Here is a 13872-nt window from a genome sequence, read left to right on the forward strand (position 1 = left end):
CGCCCCCTCCCCGCCGCACCGATCGGACCCCCGCCATGGACCAAGCGCCCGACACGACCGCTCCCATAGCCGTCGGAGCTCGCCCCCGCCCCCGCCCCCAACCCCACCCCGCCGCCGACGCCGATCGCGGCCTCAGCCGGTACGCGCTGCTGCCGCTACGCCTCTTCCTGGGTGCCACCTTCCTCTACGCCGGTCTGGACAAGCTGGCCGATCCGCACTACCTGGGCGGCCTCACCGACCCCGCGTCCATGGCCGCACAGGCCCACGCGCTGGCGGCACACAGCCCGATCGGCGCCCTGCTGGACCGGGCCGCCGCCGCGCCCGTGCCCAGCGGACCGGCCATGGCCTTCGGCGAGCTCGCGGTGGGCTTCGGCACCCTGCTGGGCCTGTGGGGAAGGACCGCCGCACTCGCCGGGGCGGTCCTCAACCTGACCCTGTGGCTGAGCGTCAGCTGGGGCGTCCACCCGTACTACCTGGGCAACGACCTGATCTACCTGGTGGCCTGGCTGCCGCTGATGGTCGTAGGGACGCCCCACCTCTCCCTGGACGCCCTTCTGGCCCGACCGTCCCACCGGCTCCGCCCGGCCGCCGCCACCGCAGGCCCCCGCCTCCACCCGCGCCGTCACGTCCTGCTGGACGGAGTCATCGCCACCCTGGCCGTCGCCGGAGCGACCCTGCTGACCGGAGCGGCCGCAGCCCGCAGCCGCCCGCGCACCGGGACCGGGGCCGGGCGGGCCGATGCCGCCGCGCCCCCGGCTTCCGCCAAGCCCTCGGTCCCCGGGTTCGCCGCCGCCTCGGTTCCGGTGGGCGGAGCGCTACGGGTCTCCGCCCCGGGGAGCGGCGACCCGGTCTATGTCCAGCAGCCGAAGGCCGGGACGTACACCGCCCTGTCCGGGCTCTGCACCCACTCGGGCTGCACCGTGAACCCGCCCAAGGACGGCCGCTTCCTCTGCCCCTGCCACAACTCCTCCTTCGACGCCGCCACCGGCGCCGTCCTGCAGGGCCCGGCCACCCGGGCCCTGGCCCGGTTCGGCATCACCCGCACCGGCGACCAGTTGCACCTGGCACCGAACGCGGACTCCTGACACGGCGGCACGTACGCGGTCCGCGGCGGTTCGAAGGAGGTATCAGAGGCCACTTGGGCAGGGAAAACGCAACTTCGACAGGAGCAGCCGAGGCCGTTACCTTCACCTGGTCTTCGGCGCCTCTGGCCGATCCCGCTGCCCTCACCCGCGAGCTGTACGCCACCGGTGAGGTCGTCTACCGGGAGATCGGTGAGCGCCCCGGATACCTCGCGCGTGCCGAACCGGCGGACGGTGACCGGGACGTGCTCTTCGAAGCGGACTGGGGTGCATGGGGAGAGTTCGCCGTACCGACCTGGTACGGCAAGGGCCGGACGGTGGAAACCACCGCCCTGGCCACGACGCTCTCGCTCTGGACCGACCTGCACTCCGCCTTCGACGCCGTCTGCACGGGCCCGCACCGTGCGGCGCTGAACAGGCGCCACGACTGGTTCGAGAGGACCGAGCACCCGAACTACGTGTGCTGGTGGGTCACCGAGGGCGTGATACCCACCTGGCGGGCCGGGGTTTCGAGGCTGGACCACCTCCGCGAGCACGGCCCCGTGCCGCACGCCTTCACCTTCCAGCACTCGTTCGACCCGGAGGGAACTCCGGCCAGGACCCAGGGCATCGGGCCGAAGGAAGACCGGTTTGGCGGAGCCGACCGCTAGGCGGCCACCGCTCGGCGCACGACGAGAACGGCCCGGTCGTCGTCATGCCGCGTGGCCCCGGCACAGGACATCAAGGCGTCCGCGATCTCCTCGACCGGTGCGCCCCGGGACTCCTCCAGCGTCCGGCAGACCAGCGCCGTGCCGTCGTCCAGGCTGAGGCGCGGCCCTTCCACGATCCCGTCGGTGAGCAGGGCGAGGGTCTCGCCCTGCCCCAGGCGGCCCTGTGTCAGCGGGTACGCCGTGCCGTTCTGCACGCCCAGCGGGAGTCCGCCGGGCGTCTCGGGCGCCGATGTGCCGGTGTCCGTACACAGGACGGGCATTACGTGGCCCGCCCGGGCCGAAACCACCCGGCCGAGCGGATCGAGGAGTGCGTAGAGGCAGGTCGCGAAACCGGACGCCCCCATCTGGAGCATGAGTTCGTTCGTCCGCTCCAGAACGCGGTCGGGCGAGGGGTCCTCCCAGGCGTAGGCGTGCATGGCGGTACGGACCTGCCCCATCAGCGCGGCCGCCTGGATGTTGTGGCCCTGGACGTCACCGATGATGCAGGCGACCCCGCCGTCCGGCAGGGCTATCACGTCGTACCAGTCACCACCCACCTCCAGGCCCTCGTTGGCCGGCAGGTAGCGCGCGGCGATCTCGAATCCCCTGATGGCGGGCAGCTCGGCGGGGAGCATGTCCCTTTGGAGCGCCCCGGCCAGCTCCAGGCGGGCCGTGCTCAGACGGATCCGCTCCCAGGCCTGGCCCGCCAGCTCGGCGATCACCCCGAGGAGGGTGCTCTCCTGTTCCGTGGTGCGGTGGGGGGCGTCGTACGTGATGACCCAGCCGCCCAGAGGTCTGCCGCGCTCGGCGGCGAACGGCACCATGAGGAAGGACTGCGCGGTCGTCGCGTCCAGCAGGCCGTGCGCCTTCGGCCAGGCGGCGCGGTAGGCCTCCCTGGAGGCGATGGCCTCGGTGCGGCCGGTACGGATGGCGTGGGCCAGGGGTTTCGGCGAGTCCAAGCTCATGCCGTGCAGGGAACGCGCCATGGCGGGGTCGATGCCCTCGCCGAAGGTGACCCGGAGCCGCTCGTTCTCGACGAAGGCGAGCAGCGTGCCCGTTCCGGCGAACGCGGGCGCCACCTTGTGCAGGATGGCCTCGGTGAGCTCCTCCTCCGTCTTGGCCGCGACGAATGCCGCGGCGAGTTCGCGTACGAGCCGGTTCTGCCGGGTGTGCTCGCGGGCCACGGCCCGTTCGTGCTCGTCAGCGTCCGTACGGTCGGCGGTGGCCCCGACGATCCGGCGCGTCCCGTCGAAGCCGATGCGCATGATGCGGGCGACCGAGTGCAGCGCACGGTAGCCGCCTTCCCCGTCGGGATGGCGGAAGCGGATGTTCACCACCTCGCGCTCGCCCCGGCGCAGGGCCCAGAAGGCGTCCTCGACGTGAGCCGTGTCATCGGGATGCAGCTGGTCCAGCACGTTCTGCAGGGCAAGCTCCGCGGCGCCGTGGTGCCCGTTGTGCTTCAGCGAGTTCTCGACCCACCAGAACCGGTCGTGCTCCTCGTCGTAGGCCCAGACAGACTCCCCCCGGAGCGCGGCCATCGCGTGCAGCATCGCCCAGCTGCCGGAGTCGGCGGAGAAGGACCGTTCCAGCTCGACCACGGCGGCCGGGCGGCCCTCGGGACCGTCGACGGACCAGGCGGACACCAGGCACAGCACGTCTTCGTCCCCGCTCCGCAGCAGCAGCGGGCTCCGGGTCACCGGGGGAACGGCCACCGCCGTACCGGTGACCGGCGGGTCCGTCGGCTGCGCGTGGGCGACGTCGAGCAGGAGCCGGGACACCGACCCCGCATGGCCACAGGGGGCCAGCGCGGCAAGGGGGAGTCCGACCAGCTCGAGAGGGGCCGTGCCGAGAAGGGCGGTCGCCCGAGGATCGGCGTCGAGGATCAGCCCGGTTTCCCGGGAGCCGCCTTCGAGGGCCACCAGAAGGCGGCCGGACCCGTCGGCAGCGGGCCGCGCGAGGGTGGGAGGAGCGGGTTCTGCGGGCCGCGGGTTCATCTCGGGCGGTCCCCTCCAAGTAGATGGCACGGCTTTCCAGCCAAGCGCGGGGGAGGGGGTACGACCACTGGCCGGACGTCTGCTCCGTGGGGACCGAAGGGCCCGTGCACAAGGGTCGGCAGTCCCGTGTACGCCCGGCTCCCGGCTGCTACCCGGCCGAGACGGGTCGTGACCGGTCGGGCGTGGGATCGCCGAGCCCGGCGGGGTCGGCCGACACCACGATCACCTCGTCCTCGGAGCTCCAGCGGTGGCGTGCGGCCTTGTGCGGGTTCAGCCGGAGCCCGTGATCCGGCGACAGGGTGCGCCGCTCGTGCAATCGGTACCCGATGGCGCATTCCCCCCGGGCGCGGGCCGCGGCGACGACGGTGGCGAAGTTCGCCTCGCTGCCCGGGCGTACGTAGGTTCCCGCAGGGCACAGTCGCACCGTGCTGCCCTCGGCGGAGAACAGCTCGCCGAACACGGGTGCGAGGTGCCGGTTCTGGGTGATCTGCGCCATGAGCAGCCCGGTCAGGTTGCCGCTGACGATGACGTCGGAGCCGGGATCGACCGGCGCCAGGGGCCGGTTGCGGTCGTCCGTGAGCTCGGTGACCACGCGCAGCTTCCGGGCGGTGCTCTCTTCCAGAAGACGCAGTCCCAGCAGCGTGACGAGCGTCCAGTCGTCGGGACGGTCGGGGCCCTCGCCCGGTTCGGGGCCGAGGACCACCAGCCCGTCGTACCCGGAGAGGTCGAGCCCCAGCAGGGTCTCGGGGTGGGACAAGGGCGCGGACCGGAAGTGCACGGCGAGTGGAGGCGAAGCCGACGCGTCCCGCCCCGGCTTGTGGTCCGGCTCGTATCCCGTCCCTGTTCCTGTTCCTGTTCCTGTTCCCGTTCCCGGAGCCGTCGCCGGGGTCGGGGTCGGGACCGACGTCCGGGGCCCGGGCACGGTGACGTCCGTGACCACGTCGAGCACGGAACCGGGCCGGGCCATCCGGCGGAGCTGTCCGACCACGAGGGGTGCCCGGCGGTTCCATCCGAGCAGGAGCAGCCGCGAGGCCTTCTCGGGCGGGGGCGCGGCCGTACTGACCGCCGAGGGATCGACGAGGTGCTCGCACTCCTCCGGTCGCGCCGAGTCCTCGTCGCGGGAAAGGACGATCAAGTGGCTGCCCGGTTCGACAGGGGTGCCGGCCGGCGGGTTCAGCACCGTACGGGCGTCCGCGGTGAGCAGCCCGATGACGCAGGCGTCCGCGTAGCCCAGCAGCGCGGCGCCGAAGGGGCGGCCTTGGAAGGGGGCCGCGTCGACGACGTGGAACTCGGATCCGGCGAAGTCGAGCAGGTCCCGCAGGACGAGGGAGAGGCCGGGGCGGCCCACGCACTGGGCGATCAGCCGGGCCGTGACGGTGTCGGTCCGCAGGACCGTTCCGCGCGGGCCGGCGGCGAGCCGCGCCGGTGCGAGGTACCTGTCCTCGCGCACCGCGGCCAGCACCGGCGGCCCGTCCGCGGCCGTACCGAGGACGGCTCGCAGCGCGAGCAGGATCCGCAGGACCTCCGCGTCGGCGGCCGGTTCGTCCGAGGACAGCACCAGGACCGTGCTCGCCGTCTGCGGGCTGACCAGCGTGAGCACACCGGGGTCGCTCGCGGGCCCGCTCCGGCAGATCACCCGCGGTCGTCCGCCGCCCGGGCCCATGCGCGCGGCGAGCGCCCGCTCCATCTCGGCCTTGTCCCGGTCGGCGAGCAGCACGATGGCCCTCGGCCGGCCGGGGGCCTGAGCGGCGGCCAGCTCGCTCACCACCGTGCCCGCCTGGTCCGACCAGCCGAGCACCACGATGTGGCCCTCCTCCAGGACGGTCGACCGCCCCCGGCTCAGCTCGGCCATCCGGTCGGCCAGCCCCGTGGTGATCACCCCGACCAGGGTCGACACGCACAGCAGGGCCACCAGACCGAGCAGGGCCGCGAGCACCATGCGCAGCGGTGTTCCGGTCACGGCTCCCAAACGCAACGTCTCGGCGCTGGTCCGCCAAGCAGCTGTCAACCGGCCCGACAGCGAGCGCGGGGACCCGGGGTCCGTCCACACGAGCAGGGTGCTCACCGGGACGACGACGGCCAGGCAGGTGATCACCAGCCAGCCCATCAGGGTCCCGGTGCTGCGGGCCAGGGTCCGGTCGAACCGATAGCCCGCCCGGTCCCGCACCGTAGCCCGCCGCTGCCCCTCAGGTCGTCCCACGCCCATCCGGCGCCCCCGCTTCCGGCCCCGACCGCATCCCCCTGCGCGGTCTCCACATCCCTGAACGGTGCGGTGTGCGGTGCCGGTTCGCGGAGAGTTCCAGAGCTAATCCACCCGTTCGGGCGGCTCGCGCGGTGGCGGACTACGGAGCGTCCAACTGGGCCTTGCTGTGGGCGTAGAGAACGCGCTCGCACACGAGGCCCAGGCAGGGCGCCGACTTGCCGTCCTCGATGGCATCGGCGTTCACCGCCGGACCGTAGTGCTCGGAGACCGACCACAGGCGCTGTGCGCCGCGTTCGTAGTAGAGGTCTTCGGCGCCCGTGGCGGTCTTGATGGCGGTGCCGTTGGAGACGAGCACGCCGTTGCTCCACTTGTAGCGCCACAGGTTGCCGGGGTCGGTGTGGCCGGCGCTCTGGTTGACGTACAGGTTGTCGCCGATCGCCAGGGCGCCCTGGGCGCCGCCGTTGGACATCGGCAGGTAGTTGGCCCAGCCCTGGGCCGGTACCTCGCCGGAGCGCTTCTCCAGGTCCTTGACGGGGAACGACGCGATGCGGCCGGGCGACGGGTAGCCGCTCTCCGGGCGGCAGTACTCGCCCATGATCAGCCGGTCCGGGGTCATGCTGCGGTCGAGCGATACGTAGGACGCCTTCGGAGCTCCGGTACTGACGCACTTGAACGACCCGGAGGGATTGGACTGGTCGGCCTTGAACTTCCAGGCCGCCACCTGCGGCATCACGTAGCGGTAACCGAAGCTGTACCAGACGTTGTTCTGGCGCCCGATCTTCGTCTTGTCCTGGACGTTGGACGTGGTCTTCACGCCGTCGGTGTCGGCGCCCATCTCGTCACCGGCCTTGCCGTCCCCGTTGGGATCCAGGTCCATGATCTTCTCCATGTCGAAGATCCGGATGCCGTTGCGGGTGTCGGCGACGTAGAGGTAGTGGCCGTACCAGACCATGCCGCCGGCGTGCAGGCCGTTCTGCATGTCCACGTTCGGGTCCGGCTTGGTCGAACCCTCGGCGGAGTGCACCCCGTCGAAGGAGATGTGCTGGGAGTTGTTCTCGTAGGCCCAACCCAGCAGTACGTGCCGGTACTTCACGGTGCCGTCGGCACGGCGCTGCACGAAGGAGACGCGCACGCCCTTCTGGTTGCAGGCGTCGTTCGCCTCCAGCTCGTCGGGGTTGCAGTCGCCGACGTCGTTCCCGTTGCTGTCGCGGCCCGGGTCCCAGTTGTCGTAGGACGCGTAGAGCTGGATGTTCGTGTCGTTGCCGACGCCGTACTGCTCGCTTTCGGCGGCGTCGGAGACGCCGGTCATGGCTTGCGGGATCCACTCGCGCGAGGTCGAGTCGTCGTTCTCCAGGCACCACTTGAGGGCCGGATCGGGGGCGGTTCCGAACGGATCGCGGCTGCACGACGTGGTGTTGACGGTGCGGTTGGCCTCGGCGAGGAGCTTCGAGACACCCGATGTGGGCAGTACGCCGTCGAGGCGTGCGACGCGGTCGGCGGTGGTCCCGTTCATCGTGCCGGCCTGCAGGGTGAAGTCCGCGGGGTCGGCCTTGCCGCCCGGGCTCGTCCATCCCAGGGTCCCAACGGGCGCCGCGCCGACGTTCGTTGTCTGCGGATCCTGTTGCCAGGATTCGGGCAGCGGGGGAGGGGTTTCCGCTGCGTGGGCCGGGGCCGACAGACCGGTCAGGGCAAGGGCGGCCGCGGTGGTGGCCGTGAGCCACGCCCTGCGTATTCGGGTGGGGGACGTGCGCCGGGACATGCGTGGGGACATGCGTATTGCCTCCGTTGGTGCTGCTGCGACAGCTGACTCCAACGAAGACTTTCAGGACGCTCGAAAGGAAATCAAGGGTGATCGGTGGATCAACCACGTACCCCCGTACGAGATATGCGGCGTTGTCCCGGAACCTCCGGTTCCGGGGTGACGCTCCAGCTCAGGCGGGTCGTGTCGCGTAGCAGAAGAAGTGCTCCTCGGGCCCCGCGAGGGGATCCGCGGGTACGAAGGACGACGTGTGGTGGTGGAGCACTTCGAGCCCGGCCGCCGTCAGTTGACGCAGGTGCTGGTCCGCGGACAGGCTGCTGACGGTCACCGGGTGGCCCATCCACTCGATGTCCAGCCCACGGATGTCTCCCGGGACCGTGGCCAGCACGAGGTACCCGCCCGGCGCGATCCAGGACGTCATCCGGTCGAGGGCGGCCGCGATGTCCGACTGGTCCATGACCAGGAGCGGGAAGAAGGAGCAGACGGCGTCGAAGCCGACCGCCGGGGGGACGTACGTGCGTACGTCGGCCTGCTCGAAACGCGCTCCCGGAACCCGGGCGCGGGCCGTCGCGACCATGGCCGCCGACACGTCGATCCCGGTCACGGCATGTCCGGCGCGGACGAGCACCTCCGCCGTGGGCCGGCCGGTGCCGCTGCCGACGTCCAGCACCCGGGCTCCGGCGGGCAGCCGCCCCACGAGCCAGTCCAGGGCCTCCACCTGCTCGGGCACGGACCCGAACAGGTCGTCGTAGCGCTCTCCCAGCGCGTCGAACACCTCGGCCGCGCTCTTGCGTCGGGTCATGTCCCCTCCTCCTGACGGTGGTTGCCACGCTACCGGCCCCCCGGTGATCAGGCGCCGTACACCCGGAACTCGGCGACCTGGCCGGCGGGCCAGCCCGTATTGGAGGTGAAGACGAGCCGCAGGTGGCGGGCCGCGGTGCCGGCGGGCAGGGCCAGGGTGGTGGTGTTCCCGGTCGACGGGTCGAAAGTACGGGCCGATGCGCCGAGCAGTTGGCTGAAGGAGGCGCCGTCCGCGCTGCCCTGGACGGCGACGGTCTGAGTGCGGGTGGCCCATGCGGTGGCCGGAGGGAGGGCGAGGACGATGCGGCGCACTCCAACGGAGTCGCCCAGGTCCACCTGGAGCCATTGGGGGAAGGCGTTGTTGGCGCTCTCCCAGTACGAGTTCGCCTGGCCGTCCACGGCGTTGCCCGATCCGTACACCTGGGTGTGGCTGCTCTCGGCGGTCGGCCGGTTCAGGGCCAGGTCGATGGTGGGGGAGCCGCCCGCCGTGGTGGTCGGGGTCACCTGTCCGGACGGCTGGGAGACGGAGCCCGCCGCGTCGAGGGCCTGTACGTCGAAGGTGTAGGACGTCGAGGCGGTGAGCCCGGTCACCGTGAACGTGGTGGCGCTCCCCGGGGCCGTGCCGATCGGGGTGGCGCCGGCGCCGGTGATCCGGCGGATCCGGTAGCCCGTCACGCCGATGTCGTCGGTGGAGGCCGTCCAGGCCAGCGTCACGGTGGTATCGGTCACGGCGGTCGCGCGCAGGCTGCCGGGGGCCGTCGGCGCGGCCGTGTCCCCGCCGGCGACCGGCGGGGTCGGACGGACGGCGGTGAGGGGGATCTGCCCCTTCAGCATCCGGGCGCCGTCGCCCGTCAGCCGCAGGTAGTAGTCGGACGAGCAGGCGGTCCCGTCCTCGTCGAGGGCCGCGAGGCCCGATCCGGCCGGCACCCAGAGTGGGGACTCGGCGGTCTTGGCGATCTGGTTGCCCTCGTTGTACTCGTCGAACATGGAGATGTACGCACTCGCGGCCCCGGCCCGGCCCATGTTGTAGAACTGCCGCCACATGAAGTCGCCATGGGCGCGCTGCCGTTCGGTCACCCCGCCGGGCAGGACGCACGGCTGGTAGTCGATGCCGTGTGCGGCGCACTCTGCGAGGTCGGGCACGGTCGCGACGTTGTAGAAGTTGTCCGCGTCCCCGGCGTTGCCGATCCGGCCGACCATCCACGGCGAGAGCATGTCGAAGGCGTGGTAGACCCCGGAGAATCCGGGACGCGAGTCCCCGCCTCCCGTCCGCCACCAGGTCGGCACTCCACCGATCACGTAACAGCCCTGCTGCTTGAACCAATTGATGACATCCAGGCAGGCGTCCGGGGTGAACGGCCGCTGGTTGTCGTTGAAGCCGAAGCCCCAGACGCACACCACGGGCTTGCCGTTCTGCCGGGCGTACGCGGGCGAGCCGGTGTGGGCCCGCATCTTGTTCACCCAGTCGGCCTTGATGTCCGTCTGCATGGACGTCCAGTCGGAAACGTCGTACATCACATAGAACTTGACGCCCTGCGACTCGGCCGCGCCGCGCACCTTCCCCGCCATCGCGTCGCGGGTCGGACCCTCGCCGCCGGTGGGGTTGAAGCGCTGGAGCGCGGCGGTGTCGATGCCGTACTCCTTCATCCAGCGGAAGTGCACGTCGACGGTCGACTGGTCGTACGAGGAGAACAGTGAAGCGGGCTGTCCGTTGCCCAGGTTTCCGAAAGCGGTGCGGTAGGTGGTCGGGTAGTCGCGGACATCGGGCCACGCCACGATGGCCTTGTTGGACGTGGACGGCGACTGGCCCCAGTTCTGGGCCCAGTGCCACCAGCCGTTGATCGGGGCACCGTCGCCGGCGCACGCGAACCAGCCCTGGTAGCCCACGGTGACCTTGCCGACGACGTCGCCGGGTGCGCTCGCCGCGCGTGCGCCGGCGGCGAGCGCGATCTGGGAGGCTCCGACGACTCCGCCAACTCCGGCAACTCCGGTGGCCCCGGCGGCGGTAACGGCCCGCAGGACCGTTCGGCGCGTGACACCCATCTGGATCTCCTCCGACTGCGTCGCATCAGTGCTGGCCTTGACGCGGCAGAGCGTAGGGAGATGCGCATGGGGATGCAATAGAGAGGCATGGATCCGCAAAAACAAAGAAGAAGAACGCAACAAGCAGCCTGTTGCGGGGTGCTGAGGGTCCGCCGGAATGCCGCCACTTCGAACTCGCGGTCCGTTGCCAGGCGCGACGCGCGACACGGAACGCGCGACACGGAACACGCGACACGGAACACGGACCGCTGGAACGACGGCGCCGCCCGCGGCCTGGTGGCCTCCTGGACCACCGACGGCCACACCTTCCACCGGAGCACGCTGCCGTTCAGCCTGTGCGCCCCGGGCGGCGCGGACTACGAGCGGGCCTCCGACCCCTGGGCGAGCACCGGCCCGGACGGCACGGTCTACGCGAGCGGGGAAGGCGTCGACTTCACCAAGAGCACGCGCAGCGCCCTCCTGACCGCCACGTCCCACGACGGCGGCCGCACCTGGCGGAACCTCACCACCACCCACGTCGACGAGCACCGTTCTTCAACGACAAGCCCTCGCTCACCGCCGACCCGATCCGCGAAGGCACCGCCTACCAGGTCTGGGACCGCCTCGACAACGACCCGCCCGGCCCCAGTTCCCTCGACGGTCCCGGCTACATCTCCCTCACCCGCGACGGCGGCCGCACCTGGAGCGAGGCCCGGCGGTTCGTCGACACCAGCGCCGTGCCCAACACCCAGACCATCGGCCATGTGATCGTCGTCGACCGGCGCACCGGCACCCTGTACGACTTCTACGACCGGATCACCCTCACCGCCGACCTGAGCGCCGTCTCCGAAGCCCACTACGAGGTGGTCACCTCCACCGACGCCGGAGAAACCTGGAGCGCCCCGGCCACCGTGGCCCGCGACACCTCCGTGCCGGAGGCCGACCCGAACGACCCCGCCAAACTGCCGCGCGCCGCGGCCACCTTGCCCAGCCCGGCCGTGGATCCCACGTCGGGCGCGCTGTACATGGCCTACGAGGGCTCGGACTTCTCCGGCGGCAGGTTCGACTCCGTCCAGCTCGTCCGCTCCACCGACGGCGGACACACCTGGGGGACTCCCGAGCTGATCAGCCCTGAGGACGTGCCGGCCTTCTCCCCGTCGATCGCGGTCGACGAGCGGGGCACGGTCGCGCTCACCTACTACGACCTGCGCTTCCTCAAGCCGGGCGACACCACCACCCTGCCCACCGCCTATCAGCTCGCCACCCTGCCGCACGGAAACCCGCAGCTCCGGACCGAACGACGGATCTCACGGATCTTCGACTGGCTCCAGGCGCCGTTCGCCGGGGGCTACTTCCTCGGCGACTACCAAGGTCTCGTCGCAGACGGCAAGGGCGTGCGGGCCGTCCTCACCGAAGCCAACACCGACGCACCACAGAACCGTACGGACGTGTACACCACCCGTCTCCACAAGTGAACGGGTGTCGGCGGGGAGGCCCGAGAACCTCGCGGGGTCCGGAATGCTGTGATCCACATCGCATTCGGCCGCCCGGACCGTTTGCGAACACGATGATCGCGCAGACGGGATGGCTGGAGCACCCATCGAGGAAAGGACCGGCCCATGGTGGCCCCCAATCCCCCGCAGGTGGCCGATCCCGAAGCGGTGAAGCGCCATCCCATCCTCTTCCGCGCCATCAGGCAGCGCAGGAATCCCAGACTCCGCAGGACGGACATCACCGTCACGGACCAGGCGACGGTCATGCGCGCCGTCAAGGCGGCCTCGCTGGGCAACGCCATGGAGTGGTTCGACTTCGGCATCTACTCCTACCTGGCCGTCACCCTCGGGCACGTCTTCTTCCCGTCCGGGAACGACACCACCCAACTGCTGTCCTCGTTCGCCACCTTCGCCGTGGCCTTCCTGGTACGGCCGCTGGGCGGGATGTTCTTCGGCCCGATGGGCGACCGCCTCGGCCGCAAACGGGTCCTGGCACTCACCATGATCATGATGGCGGTGGGCACGTTCGCGATCGGGCTCATCCCCTCGCACGAGACGATCGGCCTCTGGGCCCCCGCCCTGCTGATCCTCTTCCGCATGGTCCAGGGCTTCTCGACCGGCGGTGAGTACGGCGGCGCCTCCACCTTCATCGCGGAGTACGCGCCCGACAAGCGCCGCGGGTTCTTCGGCAGCTTCCTGGAGTTCGGCACCCTGGCCGGGTACGTCGGCGCGGCCGGCCTCGTCACCACGCTGTACGCCCTGCTCGACGACGGCCAGATGGAGGCCTGGGGCTGGCGCATCCCCTTCCTCGTCGCCGGGCCGCTGGGCCTGGTCGGCCTCTACATGCGGCTGCGCCTGGACGAGACCCCGGCCTTCCAGAAGCTGGAGGGCGGCAAGGCACTCGCCACGGACGCCGGGGACGCCGTGGAGACCACCACCAAGGGCGACCTCGCGAAGATCTTCCGCGACCACTGGCCGACGCTGGTCCTGTGCGTCTGCCTGGTCGGCGCGTACAACATCAACGTCTACCTGGTGCTGTCGTACCTGCCGACCTACCTGTCCGACGAACTGGGCTACAGCGAGACGCACGGCCTGCTCGTCCTGCTGGGCATGATGGTCTTCCTGATGCTGGTGATCAGCCGGGTCGGCACGCTCTCCGACCGCTTCGGCCGCAAGCCGGTGCTGATGACGGGCATGGCGGGGTTCTTCGTGCTCTCCCTGCCCGCGTTCCTCCTGATCCGCCAGGGCAGCGTCCTCGCGGTCGGGCTGGGCATGCTCGTGCTGGGGCTGTCGCTGGTCTGCATGCTCGCGACGATGTCCGCCGCCCTGCCCGCCCTGTTCCCGACGCGGGTCCGATACGGCTCCCTGTCGGTCGGCTACAACCTGTCGACCTCCCTCTTCGGCGGGACGACCCCCCTGGTGGTCACCGCCCTGATCAGCTGGAGCGGCTCGAACCTGATGCCCGCCTACTACTCGATGGGGGCGGCGCTGGTCGGCATCATCGCCGTGGCCTGCATGAAGGAAACCGCGCGCAAACCACTCGACGGTTCCCCTCCCTCCGTCGAAACACAGGAAGAGGCCGCGGAACTGTGCGAGGCCCAGTCCCCGCACCCGAAGTTCTGAGCCTCCCCCCCCGGCTCACAAGGGATCGACGTCGACCGTCACCCACCCGGCCGACGTGGCCTCCGGCCGACACCCATCGAGAAGCTTTCGGGTGTCGGCCGGCGGATGCACGAGATGGCCGTGCGCGGTGGGCAGGTCGTGACGTCGTTCCTCTACCACCCGGCGCCTACTTGACCCTCACGTGGCGTCAGGCCGCATAGTCGGAG

At 71.0% G+C, this 13872-nt stretch carries 9 protein-coding genes; 4 read left to right on the top strand and 5 right to left on the bottom strand.

Annotated elements, in window-relative coordinates; all coding sequences use genetic code 11:
* Positions 1-35 precede the first annotated feature (35 nt).
* Together OG730_RS40065 and OG730_RS40070 are read left to right on the top strand one after the other, a co-directional pair.
* Positions 36-1085 carry a Rieske 2Fe-2S domain-containing protein gene (locus tag OG730_RS40065; protein WP_327308917.1) on the top strand — a complete coding sequence of 350 codons (1050 nt, stop codon included), beginning with the start codon at positions 36-38 and terminating at the stop codon, positions 1083-1085.
* 122 nt (positions 1086-1207) lie between these two features.
* A complete protein-coding gene (locus OG730_RS40070; protein WP_327309606.1) occupies positions 1208-1732 on the top strand; it encodes a DUF3291 domain-containing protein in 525 nt (174 codons plus the stop codon).
* Here the strand turns inward: OG730_RS40070 and OG730_RS40075 are convergent.
* The 5 genes from OG730_RS40075 to OG730_RS40095 form a co-directional block, all read right to left on the bottom strand.
* Complete coding sequence (locus OG730_RS40075) at positions 1729-3765, bottom strand: SpoIIE family protein phosphatase (RefSeq protein ID WP_327308918.1); 2037 nt, start codon at positions 3763-3765, stop codon at positions 1729-1731. The genes OG730_RS40070 and OG730_RS40075 overlap by 4 nt on opposite strands.
* A gap of 148 nt (positions 3766-3913) precedes the next feature.
* Complete coding sequence (locus OG730_RS40080) at positions 3914-5965, bottom strand: CASTOR/POLLUX-related putative ion channel (protein WP_327308919.1); 2052 nt, start codon at positions 5963-5965, stop codon at positions 3914-3916.
* A 142-nt stretch (positions 5966-6107) separates the two neighbouring features.
* Complete coding sequence (locus tag OG730_RS40085; protein WP_327308920.1) at positions 6108-7739, bottom strand: hypothetical protein; 1632 nt, start codon at positions 7737-7739, stop codon at positions 6108-6110.
* A 160-nt stretch (positions 7740-7899) separates the two neighbouring features.
* On the bottom strand, positions 7900-8529 hold the full coding sequence (locus tag OG730_RS40090; RefSeq protein WP_327308921.1) for a class I SAM-dependent methyltransferase: 630 nt from the start codon (positions 8527-8529) through the stop codon (positions 7900-7902).
* A 47-nt stretch (positions 8530-8576) separates the two neighbouring features.
* Positions 8577-10571, bottom strand: coding sequence for a discoidin domain-containing protein (locus OG730_RS40095; RefSeq protein ID WP_327308922.1), 1995 nt, complete (start codon positions 10569-10571; stop codon positions 8577-8579).
* A 335-nt stretch (positions 10572-10906) separates the two neighbouring features.
* On the opposite strand from OG730_RS40095, the gene OG730_RS40100 reads away from it, so the two are divergent.
* Positions 10907-12025 (top strand): sialidase family protein, encoded by a 1119-nt coding sequence (locus tag OG730_RS40100; protein WP_327308923.1) that lies wholly within the window; start codon positions 10907-10909, stop codon positions 12023-12025.
* Positions 12026-12169: 144 nt separating this feature from the next.
* Positions 12170-13666, top strand: a complete 1497-nt coding sequence (locus OG730_RS40105) for an MFS transporter (RefSeq protein WP_327308924.1) — start codon at positions 12170-12172, stop codon at positions 13664-13666.
* Positions 13667-13872: the final 206 nt, after the last annotated feature.

The sequence above is a fragment of the Streptomyces sp. NBC_01298 genome, from assembly GCF_035978755.1.
Classification (GTDB): Bacteria; Actinomycetota; Actinomycetes; order Streptomycetales; family Streptomycetaceae; genus Streptomyces.

Bases quoted from the DNA above. Each gene is read 5' to 3' on its own strand.
- OG730_RS40065 (WP_327308917.1), top strand. From the start codon at position 36: ATGGACCAAGCGCCCGACACGACCGCTCCCATAGCCGTCGGAGCTCGC.
- OG730_RS40075 (WP_327308918.1), bottom strand. From the start codon at position 3,765: ATGAACCCGCGGCCCGCAGAACCCGCTCCTCCCACCCTCGCGCGGCCC.
- OG730_RS40085 (WP_327308920.1), bottom strand. From the start codon at position 7,739: ATGTCCCCACGCATGTCCCGGCGCACGTCCCCCACCCGAATACGCAGG.
- OG730_RS40090 (WP_327308921.1), bottom strand. From the start codon at position 8,529: ATGACCCGACGCAAGAGCGCGGCCGAGGTGTTCGACGCGCTGGGAGAG.
- OG730_RS40095 (WP_327308922.1), bottom strand. From the start codon at position 10,571: ATGGGTGTCACGCGCCGAACGGTCCTGCGGGCCGTTACCGCCGCCGGG.
- OG730_RS40105 (WP_327308924.1), top strand. From the start codon at position 12,170: ATGGTGGCCCCCAATCCCCCGCAGGTGGCCGATCCCGAAGCGGTGAAG.